Origin of the sequence: Aeromonas sp. A600620, from assembly GCF_029479985.1 — a bacterium.
In the GTDB taxonomy this organism is placed as follows: domain Bacteria; phylum Pseudomonadota; class Gammaproteobacteria; order Enterobacterales; family Aeromonadaceae; genus Aeromonas; species Aeromonas veronii_A.
The window spans coordinates 152,869-179,165 of sequence record NZ_JAAKXB010000002.1 but is presented as its reverse complement, the minus strand read 5'-3'; the positions used below and the strand labels follow the sequence as shown (position 1 = coordinate 179,165).

The following is a 26,297-nucleotide window of genomic DNA, read 5'->3' as shown; positions in this document are numbered from 1 at the left end:
TTGGCCAGCAGTGAGCGAAAACCGGCGTGCTCAATGCGGGCACCGCCATGGAGGGAATCCCAGGTGCGGGATTGCGCTTTGTGCAGCACATAGGCGAGTGGATGAGAGAAATCATCCACCGCCAGCGCCAGCGCAACCTCCTGCCCCTTGACCCACCCTTTGCACTCCAGCTGGCGGCCGCTCACATCCAGCATGCCAAGCAGCAGTCCTTTGGGCTGGAAGCTGGCATGGAGGGTCGAGCTCCACCAGTGGCAGAGATGTTGTTCATCCCGTTGCGAGGTGAGCGCGAGGGCGAATGCGAGGGCTTGCTCCATGGTCAGCCCTCCACCTCGGCCACAAAATGGTGATCGGCCACCGAGAAGCGCACCCGGTTGATGGGCTCACCGGCCGAGAGGCGCTGCAACAGTTGCAGGGAAACCGGCGGCAACAGGGCCCCATCAATGACGGACTCCAGCATCCGCGCGCCGTTCTCGCTGCGGTTCGCTCGCAACAGGATCTCCTCGGCCACCTCGCTCTCCAGCACCACCTCGGCACCGAAACGCTCCTTGAGCAGCTTGACCAGCCGGTTGAGTTTGCCACCGACGATCTGCACCAGGGTGTCGTGACCCAGCGGCAGGTAGGGGATCACCTCCATCCGCGCCAGCAGGGCCGGTTTGAAGAAGGCAGCCAGCTCCGGATAGAGTGCATCCAGCAGGTCATCAGTCTGCTCGGCATGATCGACGATGGTCTGGAAACCGAGGTTGGAGGTGAGGAAGAAGACCACGTTTTTGCAGTCGATGATCCGCCCTTCCCCATCGGCCAGCTCGCCCTTGTCGAACGCCTGATAGAAGAGGTTGAGCACGTCAGGATGGGCTTTTTCCACCTCATCCAGCAGCACCACCGAGTAGGGTTTCTGGCGAATGGCTTCGGTCAGCACGCCACCCTCACCAAAGCCGACATAGCCGGGAGGCGAACCGATCAGACGGGAGACGGTGTGCTTCTCCTGATACTCGGACATGTTGATGGTGGTGAGATACTGGCGACCACCAAACATCAGTTCGGCAATCTGCAACACGGTTTCGGTCTTGCCGACCCCGCTTGGCCCCACCAGCAGGAAGGCCCCCAGCGGACGGCCTGGACGACGCAAATCGGCGCGGGCGGTCAGCAGGTGCTTGTGCAGATGGGCTACCGCCACATCCTGCCCCTTGATGAGCTCGCCAAGGTACTCCGGCAGACGAGTCACCACATCGAGCTCCCCTTGGGAGATGCAATTAAGCGGCACCCCGGTCCACTCGGCGATCACCGCTGCGATCTGGGTCTTGTCGACATGGGCAGAGACCAGTACCTCACCCTGTTGCAACTCGGCCAGCTCGCGCTCGAGCCCTGCCAGCTGCTCGGCAGCCGCTTGCGGATCGAGCGGCGCATCGGCGAGATCCAGCGCTTCTCTGGCCAGCATCTCATCCTGCTGATCGGCCAGCAGGGCGGCACGCAGCTCGACAATCTGATGCACCAATCCCTGCTGTTGCTGCCACTGTGCTTCCTGCTCACGCAGAGTGTCACGGCAGGTCTGCTGGGCTGCTTTCAGTTCTGTGAGTCGCTCATCGTTGTCACCCAGACCGATCAGACTCTGGCGCTCCAGCTGACGGATCTCCAGCTCGCGCTGGCGCAGTTCGTTTTGCAGGTGACTGACCGCGCGTGGCGGCGTGGTCAGGTTGATGGCCACCCGGGCACAGGCGGTATCGAGTACGTCGATCGCCTTGTCCGGCAGCTGACGGCCGGAGATGTAGCGGGCGGAGAGCTGAGCGGCAGCTTGCAGCGCCTCCTCGTCAATCAGCACCCCATGGGCCTTCTCGTAGATGCTGCGCAGGCCGCGCAGGATCACGGTGGCTTCACCTGCATTGGGTTCACCCACTTTCACCAGCTGGAAGCGGCGCGACAGGGCGGCATCTTTTTCAACGTACTTCTTGTATTCGCTCCAGGTGGTGGCAGCGATGGTGCGCAGCTCGCCCCGGGCCAGCGCGGGCTTGATGAGGTTGGAGACATCCATGCCGCCCGCCTGGTTGCCGGCACCAATCAGGGTGTGAGCCTCATCGATAAAGAGGATGACAGGTCGCACGGCATCCTTGACCTCCTGCATCACCCCCTTGAAACGCTTCTCGAACTCCCCCTTGACCGAGGCGCCCGCCTGCATGGCGCCGAGATCCAGGGTCATCAGTTCGACCCCGCGCAGCTTTTCGGGTACCTGACCCGCCACGATGCGCAGCGCCAGCCCCTCGATCAGGGCGCTTTTACCGACGCCGGCCTCCCCCACCACGATGGGGTTGTTTTTGCGGCGACGGGAGAGAATGTCGATCATCAGATCGATCTCGTGATCCCGGCAGAGCACCGGATCCAGGGTTCCCTGACGGGCCTGTTCGGTGACGTTGACAGTAAAGCGGGCCAGCAGGCTGGCATCGGCGGGCAGCGCGGCCTGAGTCGAAGTGCCGTTGGCAGAAACGGTCACTTGGGTCTCGGCAGACTCTTTCACCCACTCGTCGAACTGCTGGCGCAGCAGCTCGCGATTGATGTTGGCAAGCAAACGGGTCACCGAGCCCGGCAGGTAACGCAGGGGAGTCATCAGCAGCACCAGCAGCATGACGCCGCTGCGCAGTTGGCCATGTTGCAGCTCGGCAGAGGCGAGCAGCCAGCTGTCTTGCAGCCACTCCACCAATAGCGGCGAGAAGGAGGGATAACCCTGACCATAACCGTTATCGGCCGCCGAGGGTTGCAGCAGGCTCTTTAACTCTTCAACCTCAACTTCGGCCCGCTTGAGGATCTGGCGCACATCGCTGAGGGGGGTCTCCAGCATCTTCAGCAGCAGGTGCTCGATGCGGATCTCGGCGCCCTGATGATTGACACAGAGGGCCGCTGCCTCCTCCAGCATGTGACGGCAGATGGGGTTGAGTCTTTCCACCAGTACCGGTAGCTCTATACGAATCAAGGCGTGCTCTCCTTAAGTATTTATTTTAATAATTCGCCCAGTTGACGCAGTACGTCCTGGGTCTGGTTATTGAGTTGGTGGTGATAGAGGCCAAAGATGATGGCCAGGATCAGCGCGCCGCCCATAAACAGGGTGCGCAGGGAGACTTGCTTGCGCAGCTGGTAGCGGGACGCCTGCTGACCGAGGTCGAGATGAAACACGCTGGGTGCCTCACCGCCACGTTCGAGTGACAGCTGCTTGTGCAGTTGCTTGACGATCCGTTCAAACTCGTCACGGCCCTGGCTCATCACCTTGTAGCGCCCCTCAAAACCGAGGCAGAGGCAGAGATAGATGAACTCCAGGATGTCGCGATAGCGCACCGGATCTTCCTGCAGACGCGACAACAGCACGAATACCTTCTCGCCCCCCCAGGTCTCGTTGTGAAACCGGGCCAGCAGTGAGTGTTGGGACCATTCGCTCTGGCTGCCCCAGTCGCGCCCCATCACCGCCTCATCGATGAAAGTACAGAGGATGTAGCGAAACGAGAGGACGACGCCATTCTCGTAACCCTGCGCCATCAACTCCTGCTCGATGGCCTGGATCTCGGTCACCACCCGCTGATAAAGCTCGGGCACCCGGTCGTAGCGCGACAACAGACGCACCCGCTGTACCAGCCCCAATAGCGGGGTCACCGCATCGATCATCGGGTTGATGCTCTGGCCACGCAGGCGGAACCAGTAGTCCGAATCCATGTCCAGCTGCTCGGCGTGATCGAACAGCAGGTCGCTCAGTTGCTCGTTGTTGATAATGTCCGTGGTCATCTCTGCTTGTTTCCTTGATGCGATCACTGGCTACGGATGGCCCAGAGCTGCATGTCGAGCTCGGGGAAATCGCCTGCAATGTGGAAGGCGAGCGTATTGCTGACCGCCAGCATCTGCCAGGCAGGGCTCTGACGGTCGAGCTGGAAGTAGCTGTAACCGGCGTGATAGGGCAACTGGCGCGGCGCCACCGGCAGCGGCAACAGCGGGATACCTGGCAGCTGCAGGCTGATGAGTTCGCGGATCTTGTCGCTCGACGCCACCTTGGTCTGCTGCAGCAACTGTTTGCGCAGCTGCTCCTGCGGCATGCGGGCACGCACCGCCAGCACGAAGTCGGCGCTGGCAATCAGCTCGCTCTCGTTGACCATGGCCACCATGACGCCGTACTGGTGCTTGCGCAGCTGGATGGAGACGGCACGTGGCGACAGCACGGTACTGAGCGCCTGACGCAGGGCCAACATCACCGGCTCGAAGCTCACCTGCTGATCGTCATGACGATAGGCGGGGAACTCGGGGGGCAGACGGGACTCGTCGGTAAAGGTCATCAACTCGCCACAGAGCTGCACCAGCGCTTCGTGCAACCGCTCGGGGTGCAGGGTGCCAAGACGCGCCAGATGGGAGAGCTGGGGCTGAGCCCGGTTGAGCAGTTGCAGCATCATGAACTCGGCCACATCGGCCACCCCCTGCTGTCCTGGCGCAGCGATGCGCTGGGAGAGGCTGCGAGCCCGCTCGGCCACGAGGCCAGCCGATTCGCCGAGGAAGCGCTTGAGGGTCGGAATGGCAGAGACACTGATGCTGCAAGGCATGAAGTTGGGATCCAGCACCAGACCGCCATCCGGGCGCTTGTCCAGAATGCGGGCGATGGCGAGCGAGGCATAGGCGCTACGATCTTCCCGCTCCAGCATCAGGCGCAGGCTGACCCGCCCCACTTCGAGGGAGACCACGTCGCCCCCTTCGCTGTGCAGATCCCGCACATCGTGGCGATGAGCCTGCAGCCGGGTTGCTACCTGACCGCCCTGATTGACCTCGTTGACCCCGCTCACCGAGAGCGGCAGCGCCAGATAGACCTTCTGGTTGGCCACCGAGGCCTCGGTGATCTCCAGCGGGGTCGGCAGCACATCATCGTTCGGGATGTTGAAGACGGTGCCGTCCGGCAGGATACCGGTGGCCCCCACCAACGCGATGCGGCCAAAGCCGAGGTAATCCTCGTTGATGGCAAGCGACTGCAACCCGTAGAAATAGTCGGACAGCGCGCTCAAACGCGCGTGCAGCGCGTAATCTGAATGTCTCTGTTGTTGCTGGAAGTGCTGGGGCTTGATAAAGAGCCCTTCACGCCAGATAACCCGATTTCGACTCGACATGATTATTCTTCTTCTTTTTGTAGTTCCACTTCATCCAGGCGCAGGTGCACCAGGATTTGATAGGCCGTTCCCTTGCTCTTGACCTTGATGACCTTGCGCCACTCGGCGCTGTCCGGATCGGCGTACCGTGCAATCACGCCGATGTAACGGGTCTTCTCGTCAAGCTTGACGGGGGGCAGGTATTTGAACTGGCCGGGCAGCAGGGTGTAGTCCTGATGATCCAGGTAGTTCTTGCCAAGGGCCTTCTCTACATCTGCCGTCACCTGGTCGTAGTCGGTGGCGAGCAGCCTGGAATCTTCCGCCAGCAGCACCACCTGAAACTCGATGGGTGCCGCCTCCCCGCTCTCGTTGGGGTTGACGTCAGGCTCCGCCAGCAGGCTGAGCCCCAGGGTGGAGGGCTGGTCATCGTTGCTCCCCACCTGGACATCCGGGTTCATGACCACATCGGCCATCTTGCCCATGGTGGTACAACCGGCCAGGGCCAGCAGACAGGCCCCAAACCACAGTGCACGTATCATCAAATCAGTCCCTGTTGCTGACGCACGGCCTGGTCATAGGCCTGGGCGTAGACCTGATGGAACAGCTTGTCGAACCCCTGCTGACGGGCAGAGGTGAGCTCACGGTAGTAGTGCTGATACATGTTCCAGGCCCACCCCTCATCAGCCATACCCGGCGCGCCGCTGCGGCGGTATTGCTCGAAACGGCCGAGCAAGGCTTCCGGTGAGAAGGCCTGCAGGATGCTGTCGAGCGCCGCACTGATGGCCTGCTGGTTTGCCACGTGGTGGATGCGCACGTTGTGCAGGCTCTCGGCCACCGCGGCCGGTGCGCTCAGGTGCACCGGGCTCTTCTGCTCGGCAAACAGCACCGCCAGGGTCTCGTCATAATCGAGGCCAAGGCGCAGAGGGTTGTCCTCGATGGGGCGCAGGTGCTTGTCTGCCAGCGCCGCCTGATCGCTTTGCAGTTGCAGCAACCCCTCCACCATGGCCCGCACTGTCTTGCCCATCTCTTCGAGCATGTCGTGGGCCTGTCGGGTGTCCTGCAACTGCAACGGCTGACCCAGCCCGCGCATCAGCGGGGTCAGGGCGACGTGATCAACGCCCTCCAGCGGCTGGAAGTCGGGGTGGTTCTCGATGGCGGGCATATCCAGAAATTCTTGGTTCATGGTGTTCTCGACGGCAGAAAATGGAGCGAGGGATACGGTGTCCATATCCGGTTGAAAATGCGGTTGAGCCTGCGGCTGGGTATCCATCAGCGGGCCAGGAGCCGCACGCTCCTGCTGCAATGCCAGCAGGGGATCGACTGCCAGGGCCCGAGGATCATCCAGGGTCTGGGTGTGGTGGGGATCGCTGGCCAGCCACTCGTCAAGCTGTTCGGTTGGACGGTTGCCCAGCACCTGCTGCAGGCTCTGCTCGGGGGAAATGGCACCGAGATAGGCGCGCAGCCGGAACGGGCCGACCACCAGCTCGTCTCCCTGCTCCAGATGCACCTTGCGAGCCCGCCCGATGGGCGAGGTAGCACCATTGATGTAGGTCTGGCCGCTGAGATCGCACAGGCAGAAACGACCGTCATTGAGCTCGACCCGGGCATGGGCCGGCATCACCGCCCCCAACCTGTCTCGCAGTTGCCAGTCATCCTGTTCGGAGGAGCCCAGGGTGCCTCCCATCTCGTCGAAGCGATATTGCACCTGCTGGCTGCCGTCGAGCTGCTCGCTGTTAAGCACCACCAGAGATAGTTGCTGGTTAAAGTCGTCCACATTCACTCCTGCACGTATTCCTACACTGAATTTCTGTGCTTATTCCTGTACACAGATCGTCACGAACGGGTCACTCGGCGGTTGGCCGAGAAAGGTACTCCACCCCAGACGGGCACTCTGCTCCTCCCCCAATCTCAGCCCCTTGGCCTGCTCCTGACCGAAGCCAAGCCGCAGATCCCAGGCCAGCTGATCGCGCAAGATGAAGGAGACAAAGGTCACCAAGGCGTGGAAATGCTCCCCGTTCGGGAGAAATCCGAGAAACTGGCTAAAACTCAGATCATTGATTTTCAATAAAAACTTGCCGGCACAATCATTGACCTTGTCACCGATGACGAAGTCATTCCCCAGAGTGGCGCAAGCACCGCCCAGGCGGTTTTGCTGCTCCGGATGGATCGGCACATTGCGCCACTGCCAGGCGCTCACCTCTACATCCGCCAGATCGAAGCAGTGGGCCACCAGACCGGCGACCACCTCGGGCGAGCGGCTGGGGCTGGCCAGCATGCCCGCATAGGAGAGCATCTTGGCGCGGTTGACCGGCAGGCTCTGGCAGACGGCGTCGTTGCCAAGCCCCACCAGCGCAAACATCAGGCGGGAGAACCCATCCTCACCGTCGTCCTGAAAACGGACGTGGTAGCGATACTTGCGCCAGATCCGGTGCAGCAGGGTCAGCAGACGGTGGTGGAAGAAATCCAGAAACAGGCCGAGCTTCTGCTCACCCTGGGCGTACTCCCACGCCAATGAGTCGAGGTAATACCCCGGCATCGGCGACTGGCTGCCGTGCAGACCCAGAAAGGCCACTTCCAGCTCGTGGCGCCCCTTCTCGTCGCGGCCAATCTGCAGCACGTCACTGGTGGGAAACCCCAGCGATGCGGTCGCCTTGAAACGAATATTCTCGTCACTTGGCAGGTGGTCGAGACCACGCTCCTGATCGGCGCCATCGAGCCGGTTGAGCAGCTCGACCAGCTGGAAGAAATTAAAACGGGGCGCCTCGTTGGCGGCGCTCACATCAGGGAGTGCTGACCGATCTGGACTGGCCACTGATAGCGCTCCTTGTTATCGAGATTGACCACCTCAAGCAGGTGGAAAGCGTTGACGCTGGCATAGAGCGAGAAGAAGTGGGCCAGCACGGTGCTGAAGAGATAGAGCTCCCCTTCGCTGCCAAAGGCGGACTGGCGGATGGAGAGCACCGACTTGAGCCCCCGCACCGGCATGCCGCGCACCAGTCTGTCCACCGGCTTGGTCTCGATCTCCTCGATCCCCGCCAGCCGCTTGCGCGACGCCTGCTCTGCTTGCTTGTCGTGCAAAGCGGGAAAGTCGTAGGTACGCAGCACCTGCACCAGGGCATCGCGGCGCAGCAGAGAGACATAGTTGAGCGACAGGTTGGAAATCAGGGTCCAGTGCAGGCTGCCATCCAGTGCCGGGCGCAGCGGCCGGGTCGGCCGGATCAGGTTGCGGAAGGTGGCAAACGACGGCGAGCTGCCGGTCGGCACGCAGATGCTGCCGACCTTGAGGCGGGCGGCGCGGGAGCGGTTGGTACAGGTAAGCGTCACCGAGATGGATTCATCGAGGTCGACCGTGGTGGTTTCATCGCCCCGCACAAACGAGAGGCTGTGCTCGAAACCATCACCACTCACCGACTCCCTGACCCGCACCCGGTAGTAGAGTGCCAGCCGCTGCTTGGCCCGCTCTATCTGGTGCTGAAAACTTTCGAATGGCTGATAGATGCGCGGCGTGCCCCGAGAGCGCCCCAGATTGCCCTCGACCCAACCTTCAACCTGATCCACCGAGAAAATTTCGAAACTGTCGGCATAGCGATAGCTCGCCTTGAGCGGGTATTCCGCCTGACGGCCGTTGAGATTGACCGGCTCGCTGTCGTGCTGGAACAGGTTGATGGCCGGCACGCAGTTGAGCATGAAGGAGTCGGGACGGATCTTGAGTTCCGCCGGCAAGGGCCGGTCGAAACAGAAATGAATTTTGAATTCACTCACCGGCAGCGGCTGTTTGGGCCACTCGCCACCGGAGAGTTCGAAGAAGAGGAAGCTCTCCGGAAAGCAGAAATACTCCTGCAGGATCCGGTAGCCGGAATAGACGTTGTTCGGATAGGGCAACAGCGCATCGTCGCGCTCGAAGCCGACCGGTTTGAGGGCCTTGGCCTCCTGACGAAAGCGCTTGCCGTCGATCTCGAGCTCGATATGGGAGAGCTGGTTGGAGAGCCAGAAGTAGAGCTCATAGGCGGTGTAGCTGTCGCCACCGAGGAAGAAGCGCAGCTTGTCCAGCTGCAACTCACTGAGCAGCAAGGGGGCATGCAGGGCAATATCGAGCGAGATGGTTGAGAGATCGTTGCCACTTTGCGCCGTCACCTCGCGCATCTCGGCCGGATAGACCCAGGCATCGTGGCAGGTTTGAAAATGACAGGTCACATCGTCAATAGGCAGACTGTCGAGTTGGCAGCCCTGCTTCACCAGCGCGGGCTGGGCGATGGCCCCCGGAATAACCGAAAACTGCATGATAGTCATGCTGGGGACGGGACGCAGGTAGTTTGGCCAGAGCATATTGAGCAGACCGTGGGTCAGCTCGGGAAACTCGTCTTCAATTTTTGCGCGCAGGTTGCCCGTGAGAAACGCAAAGCCTTCCAGCAGGCGTTCCACATCCGGGTCGGTATTCTGCTCCGACAAAAAACGGGTGAGTTCGGGATAGCTATCGGCAAATTCGCGCCCTTGCAGGCGCAAAAATGCCAACTCATCCCTGAAGTAATGTTCCAGCGACATTGATCAGACCATGCGGTAGTGGCGGTGACTGTCCATTTGGACGTTGAACGAGGTAACTTGCTCGATATGCTCCAGCCTCACGTGGGCCGTCACCTGAAACGACATCTCGAGCGGACTCGCCTGATAGTCGGGTGAACGGACATCCACATGCACAATCCGCGGTTCATAACGACGGATGCATTGCCGGATCGCTTCGCGGATCCGCCCCTTGATATCCGCACTGCCCTGAGTGGCGTCATTGAGATCGATGACACCAAGCTCGGGAGCACTGCGGCAATTGCCGGGACGGGTGTTGAGGATCTGTTCGAGCTGCCGCTTGACAGAATCAACCAACTCCTCAACCTCCGAACGGGGAGAAGGGCTCAGCCCCTCCCCCCGTATGCGATCGAACAGGCTGGCCGCATTTCCTCTATCCCAGGAAGAGAGATACGGCATCGGGCCTTATTCCTTGTCCAGTCGACCTACCAGAGAGAGCTCGAAGCTCGCCCCCATGTACTTGAAGTGCGGGCGCACTGACATGGCGACCTGATACCAGCCCGGCTCCCCTTCCACATCTAGCACCTTGATCTGGGCGGCGCGCAGCGGACGACGGCTGCGGACCTCTGCCGGCGGATTCTCCTGATCGGCCACAAACTGCCGGATCCAGCTGTTCAACTCCCGTTCCAGATCCTGACGCTCCTTCCAGGAGCCGATCTGCTCGCGCTGCAGCACTTTGATGTAGTGCGCCAGTCGGTTGATGATGAACATGTAGGGCAGCTGGGTGCCCAGCTTGTAGTTGGTTTCGGCCTCGCGTCCTTCCTTGGTGTTCGGGAACACCTTGGGCTTTTGCACCGAGTTGGCGGAGAAGAAGGCGGCGTTGTCGCTGTCTTTACGCATGGTCAGGGTGATGAAACCCTCTTCCGACAGCTCGTATTCACGACGGTCAGTGATCAGCACCTCGGTCGGGATCTTCGCCTGCAGCTGACCCATGGCTTCATAGACATGCACCGGCAGATCATGGATCGCACCACCGCTCTGCGGACCTATGATGTTCGGGCACCAGCGGTACTTGGCGAAACTGTCAGTCAGGGAGGTGCCCATCAGATAGGCGGTGTTGCCCCACAGATAGTGATTGTGATCCGAGCTGATATCTTCCTGATAGTTGAAGCCCTTGATGGGGTTTTCGGTCGGGTCATACGGCAGACGGGCCAGGAAGCGCGGTGCGGTCAGTCCCAGATAACGGGCATCTTCCGATTCACGCAAGGCGCGCCACTTGGTGTAGGCCGGCCCTTCGAATACCGATTTCAGATCCTTGATGGAGGGCAGCTCGGTAAAGCTGTCTACACCAAAAAAGGTCGGTGCAACGGAAGAGATGAAGGGGGCATGAGCCATGGCGCCGACGGCGCTGACATACTGCATCAGCTTGATATCGGGTCCGCTGTGGGTGAAGGCGTAATCACCGATCACGGCCCCCACCGGCTGACCACCAAACTGACCATAACCGCTGGAGTAGACATGCTTGTAGAGACCGGACTGGGTGATTTCGGGTGAGAATTCGAAATCTTCCAGCAGCTCTTCCTTGGTAGCGTGCAGCACCTGGATCTTGATGTTTTCGCGAAAATCGGTGCGATCCACCAGCAACTTCAGGGAGCGCCAGGAGGACTCCATCTCCTGCAACGGCTTGGCATGGAGGATGACGTCCATCTGCTTGCCGAGCTTCTTGTCGAGCTCGACAATCATGCTGTCCACCAGTGCCTTGTTGACCGGACTGCTGGCAGTACCGCTATCCAGAATGTTGGCGATCAGGGCTGCGACCCCCTGCTTGGCGACGCTGTAACCCTCATCAACCGGCGTGATGCGTGCTTGTGCCATGATTTCGTCCAGCAAAGAGGACGAGGAGGCGGCATTCGCCCCCGCTTGAACCTGTTCTTCGACCAAAGACATGTTTGTTCCTTCTCGTTCAGTCAATACAACCCGCCGATCACTCGACTGGCTTGATCAAATCCAGCTCTTTGAGCAGTTGCTCACGAGCCTCATCACTGGACAGCAGATCCTGCAAACGATTACGGAAGGCAGGGATATTGCCGAGCGGCCCCTTCAGGGCAACCAGCGCCTCACGCAGCTCCAGCAGCTTGCGCAGTTCGGGCACTTGCTGGGCCACGTTGTCAGGGGTGAAATCTTCCAGAGACTGGATTTTGATTGACACCGGCAGCTCGTCCTGGCTGTTCTCTTCCAGACGATTTGGAACGGTGAAGTTCAGTTCCAATGCCGATTCTTTCATGACAGATGAGAAATTATTCTTGTCGATGGAGACAGTCTGACGCTCCTCGATGGGGGTATCTTCGGTGCGTCCTTTCATGTTGCCGACCACCATCATGGTCAGGGGAAGTTCTACTTCTCCCTGTTGACCACCAGTCGACGGTACATACTTGATATTTATACGCTCTTTGGGCGCGACAGTAGCGCCATCAATTCCTTTTCCCATGCTCTAGTACCCGATTTTGAGGTTTTATCAAGAAGGGCAGAGCTTATAGCCAATAGTACTAGCAACAACTGTAATAAATTACAGTTGAAGCAAATCCGATATTAAAAAGGGATAATCCAGAGTAATAACTTTAATATTTGACGACATATCAATAAGCCGCCACAGCACGACCCGCACGGCCCCCCCCCTCTCAAGGCTATATTTATTTATTTTGAGACAGGTAAAGCACACGCGTTACTCCGCATCATCAAAAACAAAACAAAAAACAAATAAAATCAATGACATATCGATTTTCAATAAAGATTTTCAGCGCCATAAGCTTTAGTGATGCCTTGTCAGGTACATTATCGTTCTCGGCACATTCATATACGACAAATTCTGACATATATGAATCAAGAGTATGTGACCCTGGTAGATGGCATGGTCTTGAACAAAATTGTAACCGGAAATTACAGCCTCATAATCAGAATAATCTAACATGAAACAAGAGGCCAAAAATGGCAGAGACAGATAAGTAAAAATTACGCTATTAACAAACAGTAATTAGCGTTACATCCCTTATTTAATATATCTGAGAGCAAGCCACAACACCGTCACCACAGATGACATCAGTCAATGTGAGCACTCCCTGCTAACGCTGGAGTCAAGCTGGATTGGCTGTGAAAATCAGCCCAAGCACCCTCGTCTGTTTTGACGCTGCCCCCGGTGAGCAAAGGCAGAGGAATGTCACCATCATTCACCAAGCGCATGGTATGGCACCGGGAATAAATATGAGCCTTGACCAGAGAACCGATCCGTTCGCTCAAGCCACCAGAGCAGGGCTCCCTCACCGGGGAGATGGGCGTAATGAGAGGCACAACCAGATCCCGTTCTTTGCTACATAGAGAAGTGCACATAACTCCACAAGAGGCGTCGTTCAGTGCGCCAAAAAGCACGGGGGCCTGATGGCCCCCGCAAACACACCGGATGAGAAAATGCCTTACTTGGCAGCGCTATCCTTCACGCACTTCTGGACAAAGCTGTTCTTGGCCGCGCCAGCCAGCTTCTTGTCGGCCGCCGCCTTCTCGCATTTGGCTGCCGGATCCACTGCCGCCCCCGTCTTCACGCACTTCTGGATAAAGCTGTTCTTGGCCGCTCCGGCCAGCTTCTTGTCGGCGGCCGCCTTCTCGCATTCGCCGGTCGCAGCGCCAGCGGCATCTTTCACGCACTTGCCGACAAAGCTGGTCTTGGCGGCGCCGTTAAGCTTTTTGGCCGCGGCCTGCGCCTCACACTGCAACTGGGCAGTGTCGTTGGCAAAGACCGGATTGGCCAGCAGCACGCTGCCGCAGAGCAGGCCGAACAGGATGGTACGCTTCATGGGTGATCTCCTCTCTATCTGGTGATGTGTTTGCATGGTCATATTTGCATGACGATGTGTTGCAAATGGCTGTGATTGCAACAGCTGATTGTTGCCGCAGATCCCCCGCCTCGCCAGCTTGGGAGACGGGCACAGGGCAACCATCGCCCGCACTATAGCGCCGATTACCGGAGCGGGATTGTCCCCAGCCAATCCTTCCTCAGCGGCAAGCCTACCTCCTACTTTCCCGCCACGCCCGCCAACCCCAATAAAATCAAGGGCCATGGGAATCCTGTATCGTGCCGCTGCTATTTTTTGAGCTGGCGCATAAAACATGAATTTTCCGATAGTTACGTCATCTTCTGACTGGCACATCCAGATCGACGAGGCTTATGATAGCCATCCGGTGCCTATTGCTATGATGGGCCGCAACTCTCGTTGGTCATGGAGCATATTGGAAGCTGTAATCCACGGGCGGTAGCGTATGTTCATCAGCAGCAAATAGATTCACAAATGCAGTTTTAATTTAACGATAAGTTGTGAGTAATAATTTGGCCTTAAACTTAGTGAGTTTTGCATCCAAATAATACCCCATCAAATACGAGAAATTTTTATATTGTCATCAAATAGGACACATGACATGTCAGCCTCAACCTCAGCGGAAATACTCAAAGCATACCAGACACTATCTCTAAGTGATGCAAATGAGTCAGCGACTAGGCTCAAAGTTATAGATAGAGTTCTTCGCGAAATTCTTGGTTGGCTTGATGAGGATATTTCTCCCGAGGAGCATGTAACAGAGGATGGAAATACAAGCTACTCCGATTACATATTAAGGACAGCAAATACAGCTATTGTTGTAGAGGCCAAAAAAGTTGGTGCATCATTTACAGCCACTGCAGGGCAGAGGCGAGTGAAACTATCAAACCAATTTCTGCAAAGTGAACTTGGTCACGCGATTATTCAAGCAAGAGATTATGCTAGAAAGTTTGGAATAGATTATGCGGTCGCAACAAACGGCGCTATTTGGGCAATTTTCCCAGCGCAGCGACATGACCAAGTCAAATTTAACGACTCTACAGCTCAAGTATTTTGGTCATTACAAGATGCGCTACATGAAAGTTATCAAGAGTTCTATGACTTATTAAGCCGCAGCTCTGTTATATCAGGGAGTTTGGAGGCAATACTTCTTGGGAGAGTAGGAAATCAAATTGAAAATAGGAAGCTGGGGAATTTTTTCTCTACTAATGCCAGAGGCACTCGTCACAACCCCATGTTTCCATTAATTGAGAATGAAGTAAAAGCTGCTTTTTCAGACTCTATAACATCATTAGATAGTAACTCCTTTGAGAGGTGCTATGTAGCCACACCAGAAACACTTAAGTTTGATAGAAAAATAAGAATGAATGTTACTCGCAGAGAGCCTGTAGTTGGTGGTGCGGTTCTTCGTGCAATGAAAAAAACTGATACACAAATAATCATTGACAAATTTAAAAAACATGGAAAAAAACAAAGCGCGCCAAACATAACAAAACCACTCGCGATTCTACTATTAGGTACAGTTGGAGCAGGAAAGACTACTTTTCTGCACTACATGAGAAAAGTCAGAATAAACGAAATATTTGACAATCCGAATGATAAAAGCCCACCTCATTGGTTACACTTAGATTTTTTAAGCAGTCCCAGTAATATTTCCGCTAGCGAATTTATATATAACTCTCTATTGGAATATATAAACTCCAACAGCATGCTTAAGAATAGAAATTTTGTTCGCGATGCATATGCAACAGAGATTGAAGCTTTAAGAGCTGGCCCCTTAGCATTTGCATCTGATGATAAAGCGAATGATCTCATATCAGAAGCCCTAATGAGTGATTACCAAAAAGTCACTCCATATGTAGATAAGATTCTAAAGTATGCAACTAAATTATCACCTTTTTTTCTAATCATAGATAACGTTGACCAAATAGAAAATGACGATGCTCAATCTAAACTTTTCACTGAATCACTTGCTATTGCAAGACATTTAGCATTGAACCTAGTTTTATGTCTACGTCAGTCAACATTTGCAAGACACAGAAACTCCCCTGCAATTGATGCTTTTGACTTCGAAACAGTGCAGATTGACCCACCGAGAATAAGCACTGTTCTTTCTAAAAGGTTTGCTTTAGTTAAGCACTTATCACAAGGAAAAAGAGGGGAGTTCATTGCTGAAAATGGTGCAAAAGTAAAGTTAGATGACATATCACAAATTGTCGATTTACTACAAGGTTCTGTTCTTGGCACTGAAATCGGAAATAGAATAGAAGTGCTTGCAACAGAAGATGTGCGGCTGGCCTTGAGAATGACCCGAGAGTTTTTAGAGCGTGGTTATACAAATCCGGGAAGGGCTCTAGACCTTTACCAGAGAACTGGAAAATATTTACTTCCGAAGCATGAGGCCTTTAGAGCTATTATGCTTGGCACCCACATGGTATATAATGAAGATTCATCATCCATAGCAAACCCTTTTGACGCCCGCCTTTCAGTTAATCAAATGCAATTATTAAGATTGTATCTATTATCTGCCATAGTTGCTTACGCTAGTGAGAGTAACTTCAGACAAATAGATGGCTCTATAATATCTGAATGCATGAAAAAAATTGGTATTGGGGATGGTTTTACCAAACAAGTGTTGTTTGATCTATGCAAGAAAAGATTTATATTTACTGCTAATCATGGAGAACCTACGATTGCTTCTAGCTTTGTTCCATCACGATTGGGTGGATATATAGTTAGGGAGTTAATATGCAATTTTACATTTATTGAAAACGTAATGTTTGACACTTATATATCTGACACTAAAACATGGCAAAACTTACGAAACTTAAGTAATGACATAGATGCTGAACGAGATATTTTAAGAAAAATTAGACTCAGAGTTCAACGAGGTAGAGTTTTTTATGAGCATATGCATGAGTCGTTAAAACTTCTTGTAAATGAAGCGAGAAAACGTGGTCTGCCAGTGCAATGGTGTAATGACGTAATGCAAGAGAGAAAGAAAGATTTCAGGAAAGAATTAAATCGAGTCAGATCATCAGCCAAGCGAAATTACAATCCAGCAGCTTTATTAGAGGCGAATAGAAATAATATCTCATTTGATGATGATGATTTTGATAGCGAGTGATAATTCACTTTAATATTTAAATCGGCCTATGTTATAAACCTCATAATAAAAATCCCCCGTTACCGGGGGATTTTTTATTTCTATCGGTTATCTCAGCTCAGCTACTTACCCCACCAAAAACGCCCTTAACCGGGCAAACTCCGCTGGCAAATTAACGGAGAGCAGCGGCAGCTCGGCGTGTTTGGCCAGCGGGCCGGGCAGCGGTACATCAAGATTGAGGATCTCGTCCACCGACTCCTTGAACTTGGCAGGATGGGCGGTGCAGAGGAACACACCCACTTCGTCCTCGTCCAGCTGTTCCCCCAGCAGATCCCAGGCAATGGCACCGTGGGGTTCGCACAGGTAATCCAGCTGGTGCAGGCGTTTCAACGCAGCGCGAGTCTGGGCGTCGTCACGCATACCGGAGCCCAAAGTCTCCAGCGCCCAGCCTTTGCGGCGGCAGAGCTCTTCTACCCGCGGCCAGTTGTTGGGGCGGCTGACATCCATGGCGTTCGACAGGGTAGCCACTGTCTGGTGCGGCTCCCATTGACCGGTTTTCAGATAGCGCGGCACGGTGTCGTTGGCGTTGGTGGCGGCGATAAAGCGCTTCACCGGCAGCCCCAGCGCCTTGGCAATCAAGCCTGCGGTGAGGTTGCCAAAGTTGCCGGACGGCACGCTGATCACCGCCTTGGCGCGGTCAGCTATGGGCAGCTGGGCTACCGCTTCGAAGTAGTAGCAAACCTGCGCCAGCAGACGGCTGATATTGATGGAGTTGGCGGAGTTGAGGCCAATGGCCTTTTTCAGCGCCTCGTCGTCAAAGGCCTGTTTTACCAGCGCCTGACAGGCATCGAAGTCACCGTCGATGGCGATGGTGCGGATATTGCCGCCGAGGGTGCAGAAGAGCTTCTCCTGCAAGGGGCTGATCTTGCCCTTGGGATAGAGGATCACCACCTCGATCCCCTCCAGCCCGTAGAAGGCGTGGGCCACGGCGGCGCCGGTGTCGCCGGAGGTGGCGGTGAGGATAGTGATTTTGTCGTTGGTTCTAAAGGCGGCGAGGCACTGGGCCATAAAGCGGCCGCCGAAATCCTTGAACGCCAGAGTCGGGCCGTGGAACAGTTCGAGGGCATAAGTGCCATCCTTGAGTTTCACCAGCGGCGCCGGGAAGGTGAAGGCAGCGTTGACAAGCTCGCTGACCTTGGCAGCAGGCACTTCGTCCCCCAGCAGGTGGCTCAGGATGCGGGCAGAGCGTTCGGCCAGCGGCAGATCGAGCAGGGCATCCACATCGGCGAGCGGTTCGAGTTGTTCGGGGAAGAAGAGCCCCTGTTCGCGACCCAAGCCCTGACGCACCGCCTGCGCGAAGCTCACCTGTTCGCTGTTGTCCTTGATGTTGTAGAGATTCATAGCTCGCTTCCTGTTACCCGTGCCCCGGCCATGTCCAGTTTGCAGACCCGGGCAAATCCATCTTCGTTCTGCACAAAATGTGCTTCCATCCAATCCTTCATCCGTTCGGCCTGCGCCAGCTCCTTCATCACCACAAACACGGTGGGGCCGGAGCCGGAGATGCCGGTAGCCAGCGCCCCGTTCTGGGCCGCCTGCGCCCGCACCTCGGCGAAGCCTTCGATCAACGCCGCGCGGTAGGGTTCGGCAATCACGTCTTTCAAGACGCTGGCGGCCAAGCCCTCCTGTCCGGTGTAGCTGGCGTGGACAAAGGCAGCCAGGCGGCGGCCATAGGTGAGGCAATCCTGACGGCGATATTGGGCCGGCAAAATGGCGCGGGCCGCGGCGGTGGAGACCACAGTGCCCGGGTAACAGACCACCCAGTACCACTGATCGAACACCGGAATACCCTGGCTGATAACGCCGTGCTCTTCCAGCACCAGCTGCATGCCGCCCAGATAACAGGGCGCCACGTTGTCGTAGTGAACGGAGCCGGAGATCTTGCCCTCCATCTCACCCATCAGCAGCAGCATGTCGTGCTCATTGAGCGGCGCGCCGTGAAAGGCGTTGAGCCCTTCAAGGGCCGCCACCACGCTACATGCGCTGGAACCCAGACCCGAGCCCACCGGCAGGTTCTTTTCCAGCACCATTTCGAGGGGCTTGAGTTTCAGGCCGCGCTTCTCCAGCGCCTCGCCATAGGCGACCCAGCAGTCATGGAGGATATTCTTTTTCGGATCGTCCGGCAGCTTGTGGGCGTAGCGGCCCACGGATGAGAGGGCAAACGGCACGTCAGCCGCTTTTACCTGCACCCGATCGCCGAGCAGAGAGCCATCCACGGGGGCAAGCGCCGCCCCCAGTACATCGAATCCCACGCTCAGGTTGGCGCTGGAGGCGGGCGCATAGGCGACCACGCTACTGCTCTGGTACATGTCTGAACTCATGCTTACAACTCCTGCTTCCAGTTCTGGGTGCGCAGCACGTCGGCAAAGACGCCAGCGGCAGTCACTTCGGTACCGGCGCCATAGCCACGCAGCACCAGCGGGATTGGCTGGTAGTAGGTAGAGAAGAAGGCGAGCGCGTTCTCCCCGTCTTTGACCTTGAACAGCGGCTCGTCGCCACCGACCGCCTTGATGGCCACCTTGCACTTGCCACCCTCGATAGAGCCCACATAGCGCAGCACCTTGCCTTCACGCTGGGCCGCGGCGAACTGGTCGCGGAACCAGCCGTCCGCTTCGGGCAGACGGGCCATAAAGGCTTCTACATCGCCGCTCACATCAAAGCCGGGTGGCAGCGCCTGCTCGACTTCCACATCGGAGAGCTCCAGCGCCATGCCAGCCTCACGAGCCAGAATGAGCAGCTTGCGCGCCACATCCATGCCGTTGAGATCGTCGCGGGGATCCGGCTCGGTAAAGCCGTTGCTGCGAGCAATCTTGGTGGCTTCAGAGAAGGCCATCCCCTCGTCCAGCTTGCCGAAGATAAAGGAGAGGGAGCCGGAGAGAATGCCGTCGAAGGCACGCAGCTTGTCACCGGCCTTGATAAGGTTCTGCAGGTTCTCGATAACCGGCAGACCGGCGCCGACGTTGGTCTCGTACAGGAACTTGCGGCGAGTCTGGCGGGCAGTGCGGCGCAGCGCCTTGTAGTAATCGAGCGAACCGGTGTTGGCCTTCTTGTTCGGGGTAACCACATGGAAACCGGCGGCGAGGAAGTCGGCATACTGGACGGCCACCGCCTCGGAGGAGGTGCAGTCGACGATCACCGGGTTGATGATGTGGCTATCTTCCACCAGCTTTTTCACCCCTTCCAGCGAGAAGCTGTCACGGGCTTCCGCCAACTGTTCACGCCAGTTGGCAAGATTCAGGCCATCCTTGTTGACCGCCATCTGGCGGCTGTTGGCGATGCCGACCACGCGAAGGCCAGTGCCCTGCTCGGCCAGTACCGGTTGCTGGCGGGCAATCTGATCCACCAGCGCGGCACCGACGCCACCGACCCCGACCACAAAGAGATCGATAAACTGCTGGCTGCCAAAGAAGTTCTGGTGGCACGCCTTGATCGCTTCCGCCACCTTGCGATCCCGCACCACCGCCGAGATGGAGCGCTCGCTGGAGCCCTGCGCGATAGCGACGATATTGATGGAGGCTTGTGCCAGCGAAGTAAAGAAGCGGGCCGCCATCCCCTTGCTGGTGCGCATGCCGTCACCGATCAGGGAGATGATCGCCAGATCGCTGATGATATCCAGCGGTTCCAGCAGCTGGTTTTTGAACTCCAGCTCGAACTCGCGCTCCAGCACCTTGCGAGTCTTCTCGCTGTCGTAGCTGTGGATACAGAAGCTGACGCTGTACTCGGAAGATGACTGGGTGATCAGCACGATACTGACCCCGGCGCGGGAGACGGCGGAGAAGATGCGACCGGCCATGCCGACCATCCCCTTCATGCCGGGGCCGGAGACGTTGAACATGCACATGCCGGAGAGATCCGAGATGGCCTTCACTTTCAGGTCATCGTCGCCACTCTCGGGGCCGATCAGGGTGCCCGGCCCTTGCGGGTTGAAGCTGTTCTTGATGAGGCAGGGAATATGGAACTGGGCCACCGGCGCGATGGTTTTCGGGTGCAGCACCTTGGCACCGAAGTAGGAGAGCTCCATCGCCTCCTTGTAGGAGAGGGTTTTCAGCAGATAGGCATCCGGCACCAGACGGGGGTCGCAGCTGTAGCAGCCTTCGACGTCAGTCCAGATCTCGCAGCACTCGGCATCGACACAGGCAGCCAGCACGGCGGCGGAGTAGTCGGAGCCGTTGCGACCCAGCAGCACGGTCTCGCCCTTGTCGCTGCCACCGGTAAAGCCCGGCATCAGGTAGAGGCAGTCGCTACGCAGCCCCTTGGCGGCAAAGCGCAGGCGGGAGGCTTCGATATCGACATGGGCTTCCAGATAGCCGCCGTCGGTGACCAGCAGCTCTTCCGGTACGATCAGCTCCAGATCCAGACCACGCACCCGCAGCAATTCGTGCATAAAGGCGATGGAGAGGTTCTCGCCACGGCTCAGAATGCGCGCCTGCACGTTATCCGGGCAGAGGCCCAGCAGGCGGATGCCCTGCATCAGCCGCTCCACCTGATCCAGCTCGGCGGTGAGACGGGCCAACAGCGCCTTGTCATCGAGCGCCGGATAGGCCGCCTTCAACCCGGCCAGCAGTCGGGAGAAGATACCGTTGACTTCAAACAGGGTGGAACTGGCATCCATGCCGCGACTGGTCTGTTCCACCAGCGCCACCAGATGATTGGTCACCTTGGCAGGTGCAGAGAGCACCAGGGCTACCTGAGATTGGCCGTGGGTGTTGACCGCGATATCGGCCACCCGTAAAAAACGCTCTGCATCGGCCAGTGAAGACCCGCCAAATTTCAACACTCTCATCGCTTTCTCTCCCTGTAAATCTATGAAATTCAATCTAAAAACCAGTCCAACAAAAAGGCCCGTACTGGGTGGGTACGGGCCTTTTCTGATTTCTGTGCTTGTTCGTCAGCGCATCAACCGGCCCCAGTGCCACCTGTGGTGGTACCGGTAATAATGGTGGTGGTGATGACGTTGGTGAATAACTGCATGACGAACACTCGTTGACGAAGCTGGCTTTTAGCAATACCGCGGCGGGCGCTGGGCTGTCAACTTAAACCTCTTTGCCAAGTTTGCGCGCAAGGTCTTTGCAGAGCAGGTGGAGCATGTTCAAATCCCGCTGCGGCAGCATGGGCACCCGGTCCATCACCCATTGATACAGTTTTTCATCCTGCAAAACTCCGAGTTCACCCAGCAATTCTGCTGTTTTGCTTTTCAGCACCCGAACCTGCCCAGCGTTATCAAAATTTTCTGCTACCGCAGTGGCGCCGTCGGCGTTCAGCTCATCCATCAGCTGACTCATCTCGTAGGCGTAGAGCATGATCGCCTGCCCCAGATTGAGAGACGGGTAGCTCACCTTGAGGGGCAGATAGCTGATGAGATCGACCTCGGCCAGCTGCTCGTTGGAGAGCCCCGACTCCTCGCAGCCAAAGACGATGGCGACCTTGCCGAGTGATGGCTTGGCGCGGATCTGCTCGCGGATCTCCCCCGGCGTGAGGTAGTGCTGGTAGCGACCGCGCTCACGGGCAGTGGTGGCGATCACCAGATCCATATCCGCCAGCGCCTCGGGCAGGGTATCGAACGCCTCGGCCTGGGTCAGGATCTCCTGGGCGCCGTGGGCTACCCAGCTCGCCTCCTCCTCTTCGTGTACCCGGCTCGCCACCAGTCGCATGGCATCGAATCCCATGGTTTTCATGGCGCGGGCAGCCGCCCCCACATTCGCAGGTCGGGCAGGTGCCACCAGGACAAAATAGAGCTTCATCGGGTTTCCTCACAGGCCGAACGGCCTCTCAAACAGACAGCAAACAGTCGCTAAACCATCACCAAAACAGGGGCGCAATCTACCGTTTATCCCCGAAAATTGCCACTTGAACAGACGTTTGAATGTTGCGATAGTGGCCAGACGTGTGAACAAATTACACCCAATCCTTCGCGCTATCGGCCCGACAGATCACAAGGAAGAGAGAGATGCAGCAGCCATTGGAACAGGCCGTCGCCGAGACTATCTTGCAACGCTTCGAGTCGTTTTACAGCCGGTTTCTCGAGATAACCCAGGGCAGCAAGAGCCGCTTCGAGAACAGTGACTGGCTGGGGGTACAGCTCGCCGGGCGCGAGCGTATTCGCCTCTATGACCACCATGTGGGGGCCACCGCCAGCTCCATCCGCCAGATGATGGGGGAGCACCACGCCACCCAGGAGCTGCTCAAGCGGGTCAAGAGCGCCTTCAGCGATCTGCTACCCCGTTGTGACAACTTCGAGGTGGCGGAGTCCTTCTTCAACTCCGTCTATCGCCGGATCTTTCGCCATCGCAACATCCGTGACGAGAACCTCTATATCCACCCCTTTGTCAGCCGTGGCGAAAAACCTGACTTGAGCGCCCTGCTGCGGATCTATCGCACCGATCTGGCCCATTTGCCGCAGACCCTGAGCCAGCTTTTGGGGGATTACAGCTTCACCCTCCCCTACGAGGACAAGCAGCGGGATATTGTCGACATCCACCGCCATCTTGCGGAGAACGGCCCGCAAATACTCCATGACGAGCACTTTGCCATCGAGCTATTGAAAGAGGTGTTCTACCGCAACAAAGGGGCCTATCTGGTGGGGCTGATCCGGGCCCGGGATCAGGTCTTCCCCTTTATCCTGCCCCTGCTCAGCACCGGCCACAGCATCTATGTGGATACCGTCATCTTCGAGCCAGATCTCGCCTCCATCGTCTTTGGCTTCGCCCGCGCCTACTTTATGGTCTATGCCCGTGAACCGGCGCTGTTTGTCGCCTTCCTGCGCCAGATCATGCCCCACAAGCCCGATTACGAGATCTACAACGCCATCGGCTGCCAGAAGCACGGCAAGACCGAACTCTATCGCCACTACCGCCACCATCTGGCCCAGAGCCGGGATCAGTTCATCATCGCGCCGGGCATCAAGGGGATGGTGATGAGCGTGTTTACCCTCCCCTCCTACGATGTGGTGTTCAAGGTGATAAAAGACGAGTTCACCCCCCCCAAGGATGTGAGCCACGAGCAGGTGAAGGCGAAATACCGGCTGGTAAAACAGCACGATCGGGTTGGCCGCATGGCCGATACCCAGGAGTTCACCAACTTCGAGTTTCCGCTGGACCGCATCTCGCCCGAACTCCTTGCCGAACTCAAGACGGTGGCACCCTCGGCCCTCACCATCACCGACGACAAACTGGTGATCAAGCACCTCTATACCGAGCGCAAGATGATCCCCCTCAACCTCTATCTGGACAAGGCGGACGAGCAGCAGACCCGGCTCGCGCTGGAGGAGTACGGCAACGCCATCAAGCAGCTGGCGGCGGCCAACATCTTCCCGGGAGACATGCTGTTCAAGAACTTCGGCGTCACCCGTCACGGCCGGGTGGTCTTCTACGACTACGACGAGATCTGCTACATGACGGAGTGCAACTTCCGCCAGATCCCGCCGCCCCGCTACCCCGAGGATGAGTGGAGCGCCGAACCCTGGTACTCGGTGGCCCCCAACGACATCTTCCCCGAGGAGTTCGCCACCTTCCTGCTGCAAAAACCGCAGGTGCGGGAGATCATGTTGCAGCTGCACAAGGAGATGTTCGACGCCAACTACTGGAAGATGCTGCAGAGCAACATCAAGGTAGGGGTGTTCGAGGATGTCTATCCCTACCGGCGCAAGAAGCGCTTCAAATACCAGCGCGGCGGCTGACACGTCATATCGCAGCATGTAACAGAAACAACAACGGGGTGGCACAAGCCACCCCGTTTTGCTATCCGCTTTGCGCCTTAACTACCGCGACGGCGGATCACCCCCTCCTGCATGGTGCTCGCCACCAGCACCCCGTCACGGGTAAAGAACTGACCGCGCACCAGACCGCGACCGCTGCTGGCGCTCGGACTGTCTACCACGTAGAGCAGCCAGTCGTCGAAGCGGAAATCCCGGTGGAACCACATGGAGTGGTCGATGGTGGCCACCTGCATATCCGGCTCCCAGTAGGACACCCCGTGCGGCTGCAGCGAGGTGAGCAGGAAGTTGAAGTCGGAGGCGTAGGCCAGCAGGTATTTGTGCACCCGCAGATCGTCCGGCATCTGGCCGTTGGCCTTGAACCAGACGTGGCGTACCGGATCCTGCACCGTCGGCCGAATAGGGTCGACCAGGGTCACCGGACGCATCTCGATGGGCTGTTCGCAGAGGATCTTGTCCCGCAGGGAGGTCGGGATCAGGTTCTCGTAGGGGCGCACCAGCTCCAGCTCGCTCTTGAGCTCCTCCGGCGGGGTGATGCCGGTGGGCATCTGAGCCTGATGCTCGAAGCCGTCGGCCGGCACCTGAAACGAGGCGTTGAGATAGAAGATGGGCTTGCCGCCCTGAATCGCCTTGACCCGGCGGGTGGAGACGGTCTGGCCGTCACGGATATTCTCAACATCATAGACGATGGGACGGGTCACATCCCCCGGACGCAGGAAGTAGGAGTGAAAACTGTGAACCTGACGGCCGGTCTCGACCGTCTGCTTGGCGGCTGACAAGGCCTGCCCCATTACCTGTCCGCCAAACACGGCCCGCAGACCGAGATCCTGGCTCTGGCCCCGAAACAGGCCCTCCTCGATTTTTTCCAGCGCCAGCAACGCCAGCAGCTCATCAAGTACCTTGCTCATTGTTCACTCCTCTATCAGAGCCGCACAGGCTAACAAGCTCACCGGAGCAGAGCAACCGCCACAACCCCTTCCGCCCGCCAAAGGGAACGCCAAGGGCCATACGCCGCGACCAACAGCATTTATCGAGTCTGTTTTTTCCCTGCCAGAACCGCTACGCTGTCAGCAATCGATAGAGGTGAGGTCACCCGCCATGCACATCCGTTATCCGGTCACGCCCTCTGCCACTTATCGCCCCCGCTCGTCCCTTCGCTTTCTTGCCACCCTGTTTGCTCTTTCGCTGCTCCCGGCCGCCACGGTGCAGAGTGCGGTAATTATCACCGGCGAATTGCCCCCCTACTCTTCAGCGACGCTGGCCAATGGCGGCGAGCTGGCAAGCAAGGTGCTCACCACTCTCAAAGCGGCGGGCCACCCGGATCTGAGGGTCTCCTACCAGCCCTGGCCGAGAGGACTTAAAAACATCGAGCTGGGCAACGCTATCGCCGCCTTCCCCTTTACCTGGACCAACGAGCGCAGCAACACCCTGTTGTTCAGTACCCCCATCGCCTTCGATATCCAGTCCTGGTACACCACGCCCGACAAGAAGGGACTGGAATCCCCGCCCTGGCAGCAGAAAACCGCCTGCGTGCCCAAGGGGTGGTTCTCCGATGCCATCGAGCGAGTGACCATCGAGCAGAATCTGATCGTCAGAACCACCAACCGCCTCAACCAGTGTGTCGAACTACTGAAAAAGGGCAAAGTCGATCTGGTGCCCATCAACGACACCTCGAAAAAGAACCTCTCGGAGGAGGACAACGCCGCCCTCTACCGCCTCTCGCTGTTTCGCCAGAACGTCACCTTCTATCTGGTCACCGCCCGCAATGAAGAGGGAGAGATGTTTATCCGCGACTTCAACAAAGAGTGGATGACACCGACCAACTGAGGAGTGTGAGAGCAATCATTGCCATATGACCGGAGCCAGCCGGCAGCTGGAGGTCACCCGCTAGAGATGAAAAAGGCCCGCACCATCTGGTGCGGGCCTTTACTTGGCCGACTGCGCGC

Annotated in this window: 19 protein-coding genes; 3 read left to right on the top strand and 16 right to left on the bottom strand. The window is 57.3% G+C overall.

Going from position 1 to position 26,297, the window contains the following annotated elements:
• Nucleotides 1-316: 316 nt before the first annotated feature.
• From tssH to G5533_RS03480, 11 genes are all read right to left on the bottom strand, one after another.
• On the bottom strand, nt 317-2,959 hold the full coding sequence (gene tssH, locus G5533_RS03530) for a type VI secretion system ATPase TssH (protein WP_441254494.1): 2,643 nt from the start codon (nt 2,957-2,959) through the stop codon (nt 317-319).
• Nucleotides 2,960-2,979: 20 nt separating this feature from the next.
• Nucleotides 2,980-3,759 (bottom strand): type IVB secretion system protein IcmH/DotU, encoded by a 780-nt coding sequence (gene icmH / locus G5533_RS03525; RefSeq protein ID WP_019444943.1) that lies wholly within the window; start codon nt 3,757-3,759, stop codon nt 2,980-2,982.
• A gap of 23 nt (nt 3,760-3,782) precedes the next feature.
• Complete coding sequence (gene tssK, locus G5533_RS03520; protein ID WP_441254493.1) at nt 3,783-5,117, bottom strand: type VI secretion system baseplate subunit TssK; 1,335 nt, start codon at nt 5,115-5,117, stop codon at nt 3,783-3,785.
• A 2-nt stretch (nt 5,118-5,119) separates the two neighbouring features.
• Complete coding sequence (tssJ, locus tag G5533_RS03515) at nt 5,120-5,635, bottom strand: type VI secretion system lipoprotein TssJ (protein ID WP_421208642.1); 516 nt, start codon at nt 5,633-5,635, stop codon at nt 5,120-5,122.
• Complete coding sequence (gene tagH / locus G5533_RS03510) at nt 5,635-6,870, bottom strand: type VI secretion system-associated FHA domain protein TagH (protein ID WP_421221381.1); 1,236 nt, start codon at nt 6,868-6,870, stop codon at nt 5,635-5,637. Before tagH ends, tssJ begins: the two co-directional genes overlap by 1 nt.
• A gap of 39 nt (nt 6,871-6,909) precedes the next feature.
• Entirely contained in the window at nt 6,910-7,908 is a 999-nt protein-coding gene (gene tssG / locus G5533_RS03505; protein ID WP_421352547.1) for a type VI secretion system baseplate subunit TssG, read from the bottom strand.
• Complete coding sequence (gene tssF, locus G5533_RS03500; RefSeq protein ID WP_421208638.1) at nt 7,872-9,638, bottom strand: type VI secretion system baseplate subunit TssF; 1,767 nt, start codon at nt 9,636-9,638, stop codon at nt 7,872-7,874. The genes tssG and tssF overlap by 37 nt, the downstream gene beginning before the upstream one ends.
• A 3-nt stretch (nt 9,639-9,641) precedes the next feature.
• Entirely contained in the window at nt 9,642-10,073 is a 432-nt protein-coding gene (gene tssE / locus G5533_RS03495; protein ID WP_421208636.1) for a type VI secretion system baseplate subunit TssE, read from the bottom strand.
• 6 nt (nt 10,074-10,079) lie between these two features.
• Nucleotides 10,080-11,561, bottom strand: coding sequence for a type VI secretion system contractile sheath large subunit (tssC, locus tag G5533_RS03490; RefSeq protein WP_441254492.1), 1,482 nt, complete (start codon nt 11,559-11,561; stop codon nt 10,080-10,082).
• A gap of 37 nt (nt 11,562-11,598) precedes the next feature.
• The gene (tssB, locus tag G5533_RS03485; RefSeq protein WP_421205362.1) at nt 11,599-12,102 is read right to left on the bottom strand and encodes a type VI secretion system contractile sheath small subunit; all 504 of its coding nucleotides are present in this window, start codon (nt 12,100-12,102) and stop codon (nt 11,599-11,601) included.
• A 979-nt stretch (nt 12,103-13,081) separates the two neighbouring features.
• Entirely contained in the window at nt 13,082-13,459 is a 378-nt protein-coding gene (locus tag G5533_RS03480) for a hypothetical protein (RefSeq protein ID WP_033115842.1), read from the bottom strand.
• Between the two features lie 619 nt (nt 13,460-14,078).
• Here G5533_RS03480 and G5533_RS03475 point away from each other — a divergent pair.
• Nucleotides 14,079-16,604 (top strand): hypothetical protein, encoded by a 2,526-nt coding sequence (locus tag G5533_RS03475; RefSeq protein WP_441254491.1) that lies wholly within the window; start codon nt 14,079-14,081, stop codon nt 16,602-16,604.
• A gap of 105 nt (nt 16,605-16,709) precedes the next feature.
• Here G5533_RS03475 and thrC read toward each other — a convergent pair whose 3' ends face one another.
• The 4 genes from thrC to G5533_RS03455 form a co-directional block, all read right to left on the bottom strand.
• The gene (gene thrC / locus G5533_RS03470) at nt 16,710-17,984 is read right to left on the bottom strand and encodes a threonine synthase (protein ID WP_441254490.1); all 1,275 of its coding nucleotides are present in this window, start codon (nt 17,982-17,984) and stop codon (nt 16,710-16,712) included.
• Nucleotides 17,981-18,961 carry a homoserine kinase gene (thrB, locus tag G5533_RS03465; protein WP_441254488.1) on the bottom strand — a complete coding sequence of 327 codons (981 nt, stop codon included), beginning with the start codon at nt 18,959-18,961 and terminating at the stop codon, nt 17,981-17,983. The genes thrC and thrB overlap by 4 nt, the downstream gene beginning before the upstream one ends.
• A 2-nt stretch (nt 18,962-18,963) precedes the next feature.
• The gene (gene thrA, locus G5533_RS03460; RefSeq protein ID WP_159158461.1) at nt 18,964-21,423 is read right to left on the bottom strand and encodes a bifunctional aspartate kinase/homoserine dehydrogenase I; all 2,460 of its coding nucleotides are present in this window, start codon (nt 21,421-21,423) and stop codon (nt 18,964-18,966) included.
• Between the two features lie 250 nt (nt 21,424-21,673).
• Entirely contained in the window at nt 21,674-22,381 is a 708-nt protein-coding gene (locus G5533_RS03455; RefSeq protein ID WP_441254487.1) for a tRNA/rRNA methyltransferase, read from the bottom strand.
• 206 nt (nt 22,382-22,587) lie between these two features.
• On the opposite strand from G5533_RS03455, the gene aceK reads away from it, so the two are divergent.
• Entirely contained in the window at nt 22,588-24,315 is a 1,728-nt protein-coding gene (gene aceK / locus G5533_RS03450; protein WP_441254486.1) for a bifunctional isocitrate dehydrogenase kinase/phosphatase, read from the top strand.
• Nucleotides 24,316-24,392: 77 nt separating this feature from the next.
• Here aceK and tesB read toward each other — a convergent pair whose 3' ends face one another.
• On the bottom strand, nt 24,393-25,259 hold the full coding sequence (gene tesB / locus G5533_RS03445) for an acyl-CoA thioesterase II (RefSeq protein WP_279489487.1): 867 nt from the start codon (nt 25,257-25,259) through the stop codon (nt 24,393-24,395).
• 190 nt (nt 25,260-25,449) lie between these two features.
• Here tesB and G5533_RS03440 point away from each other — a divergent pair, with 190 nt between their 5' ends.
• Nucleotides 25,450-26,178, top strand: coding sequence for a hypothetical protein (locus G5533_RS03440; RefSeq protein ID WP_441254485.1), 729 nt, complete (start codon nt 25,450-25,452; stop codon nt 26,176-26,178).
• Nucleotides 26,179-26,297 lie beyond the last annotated feature (119 nt).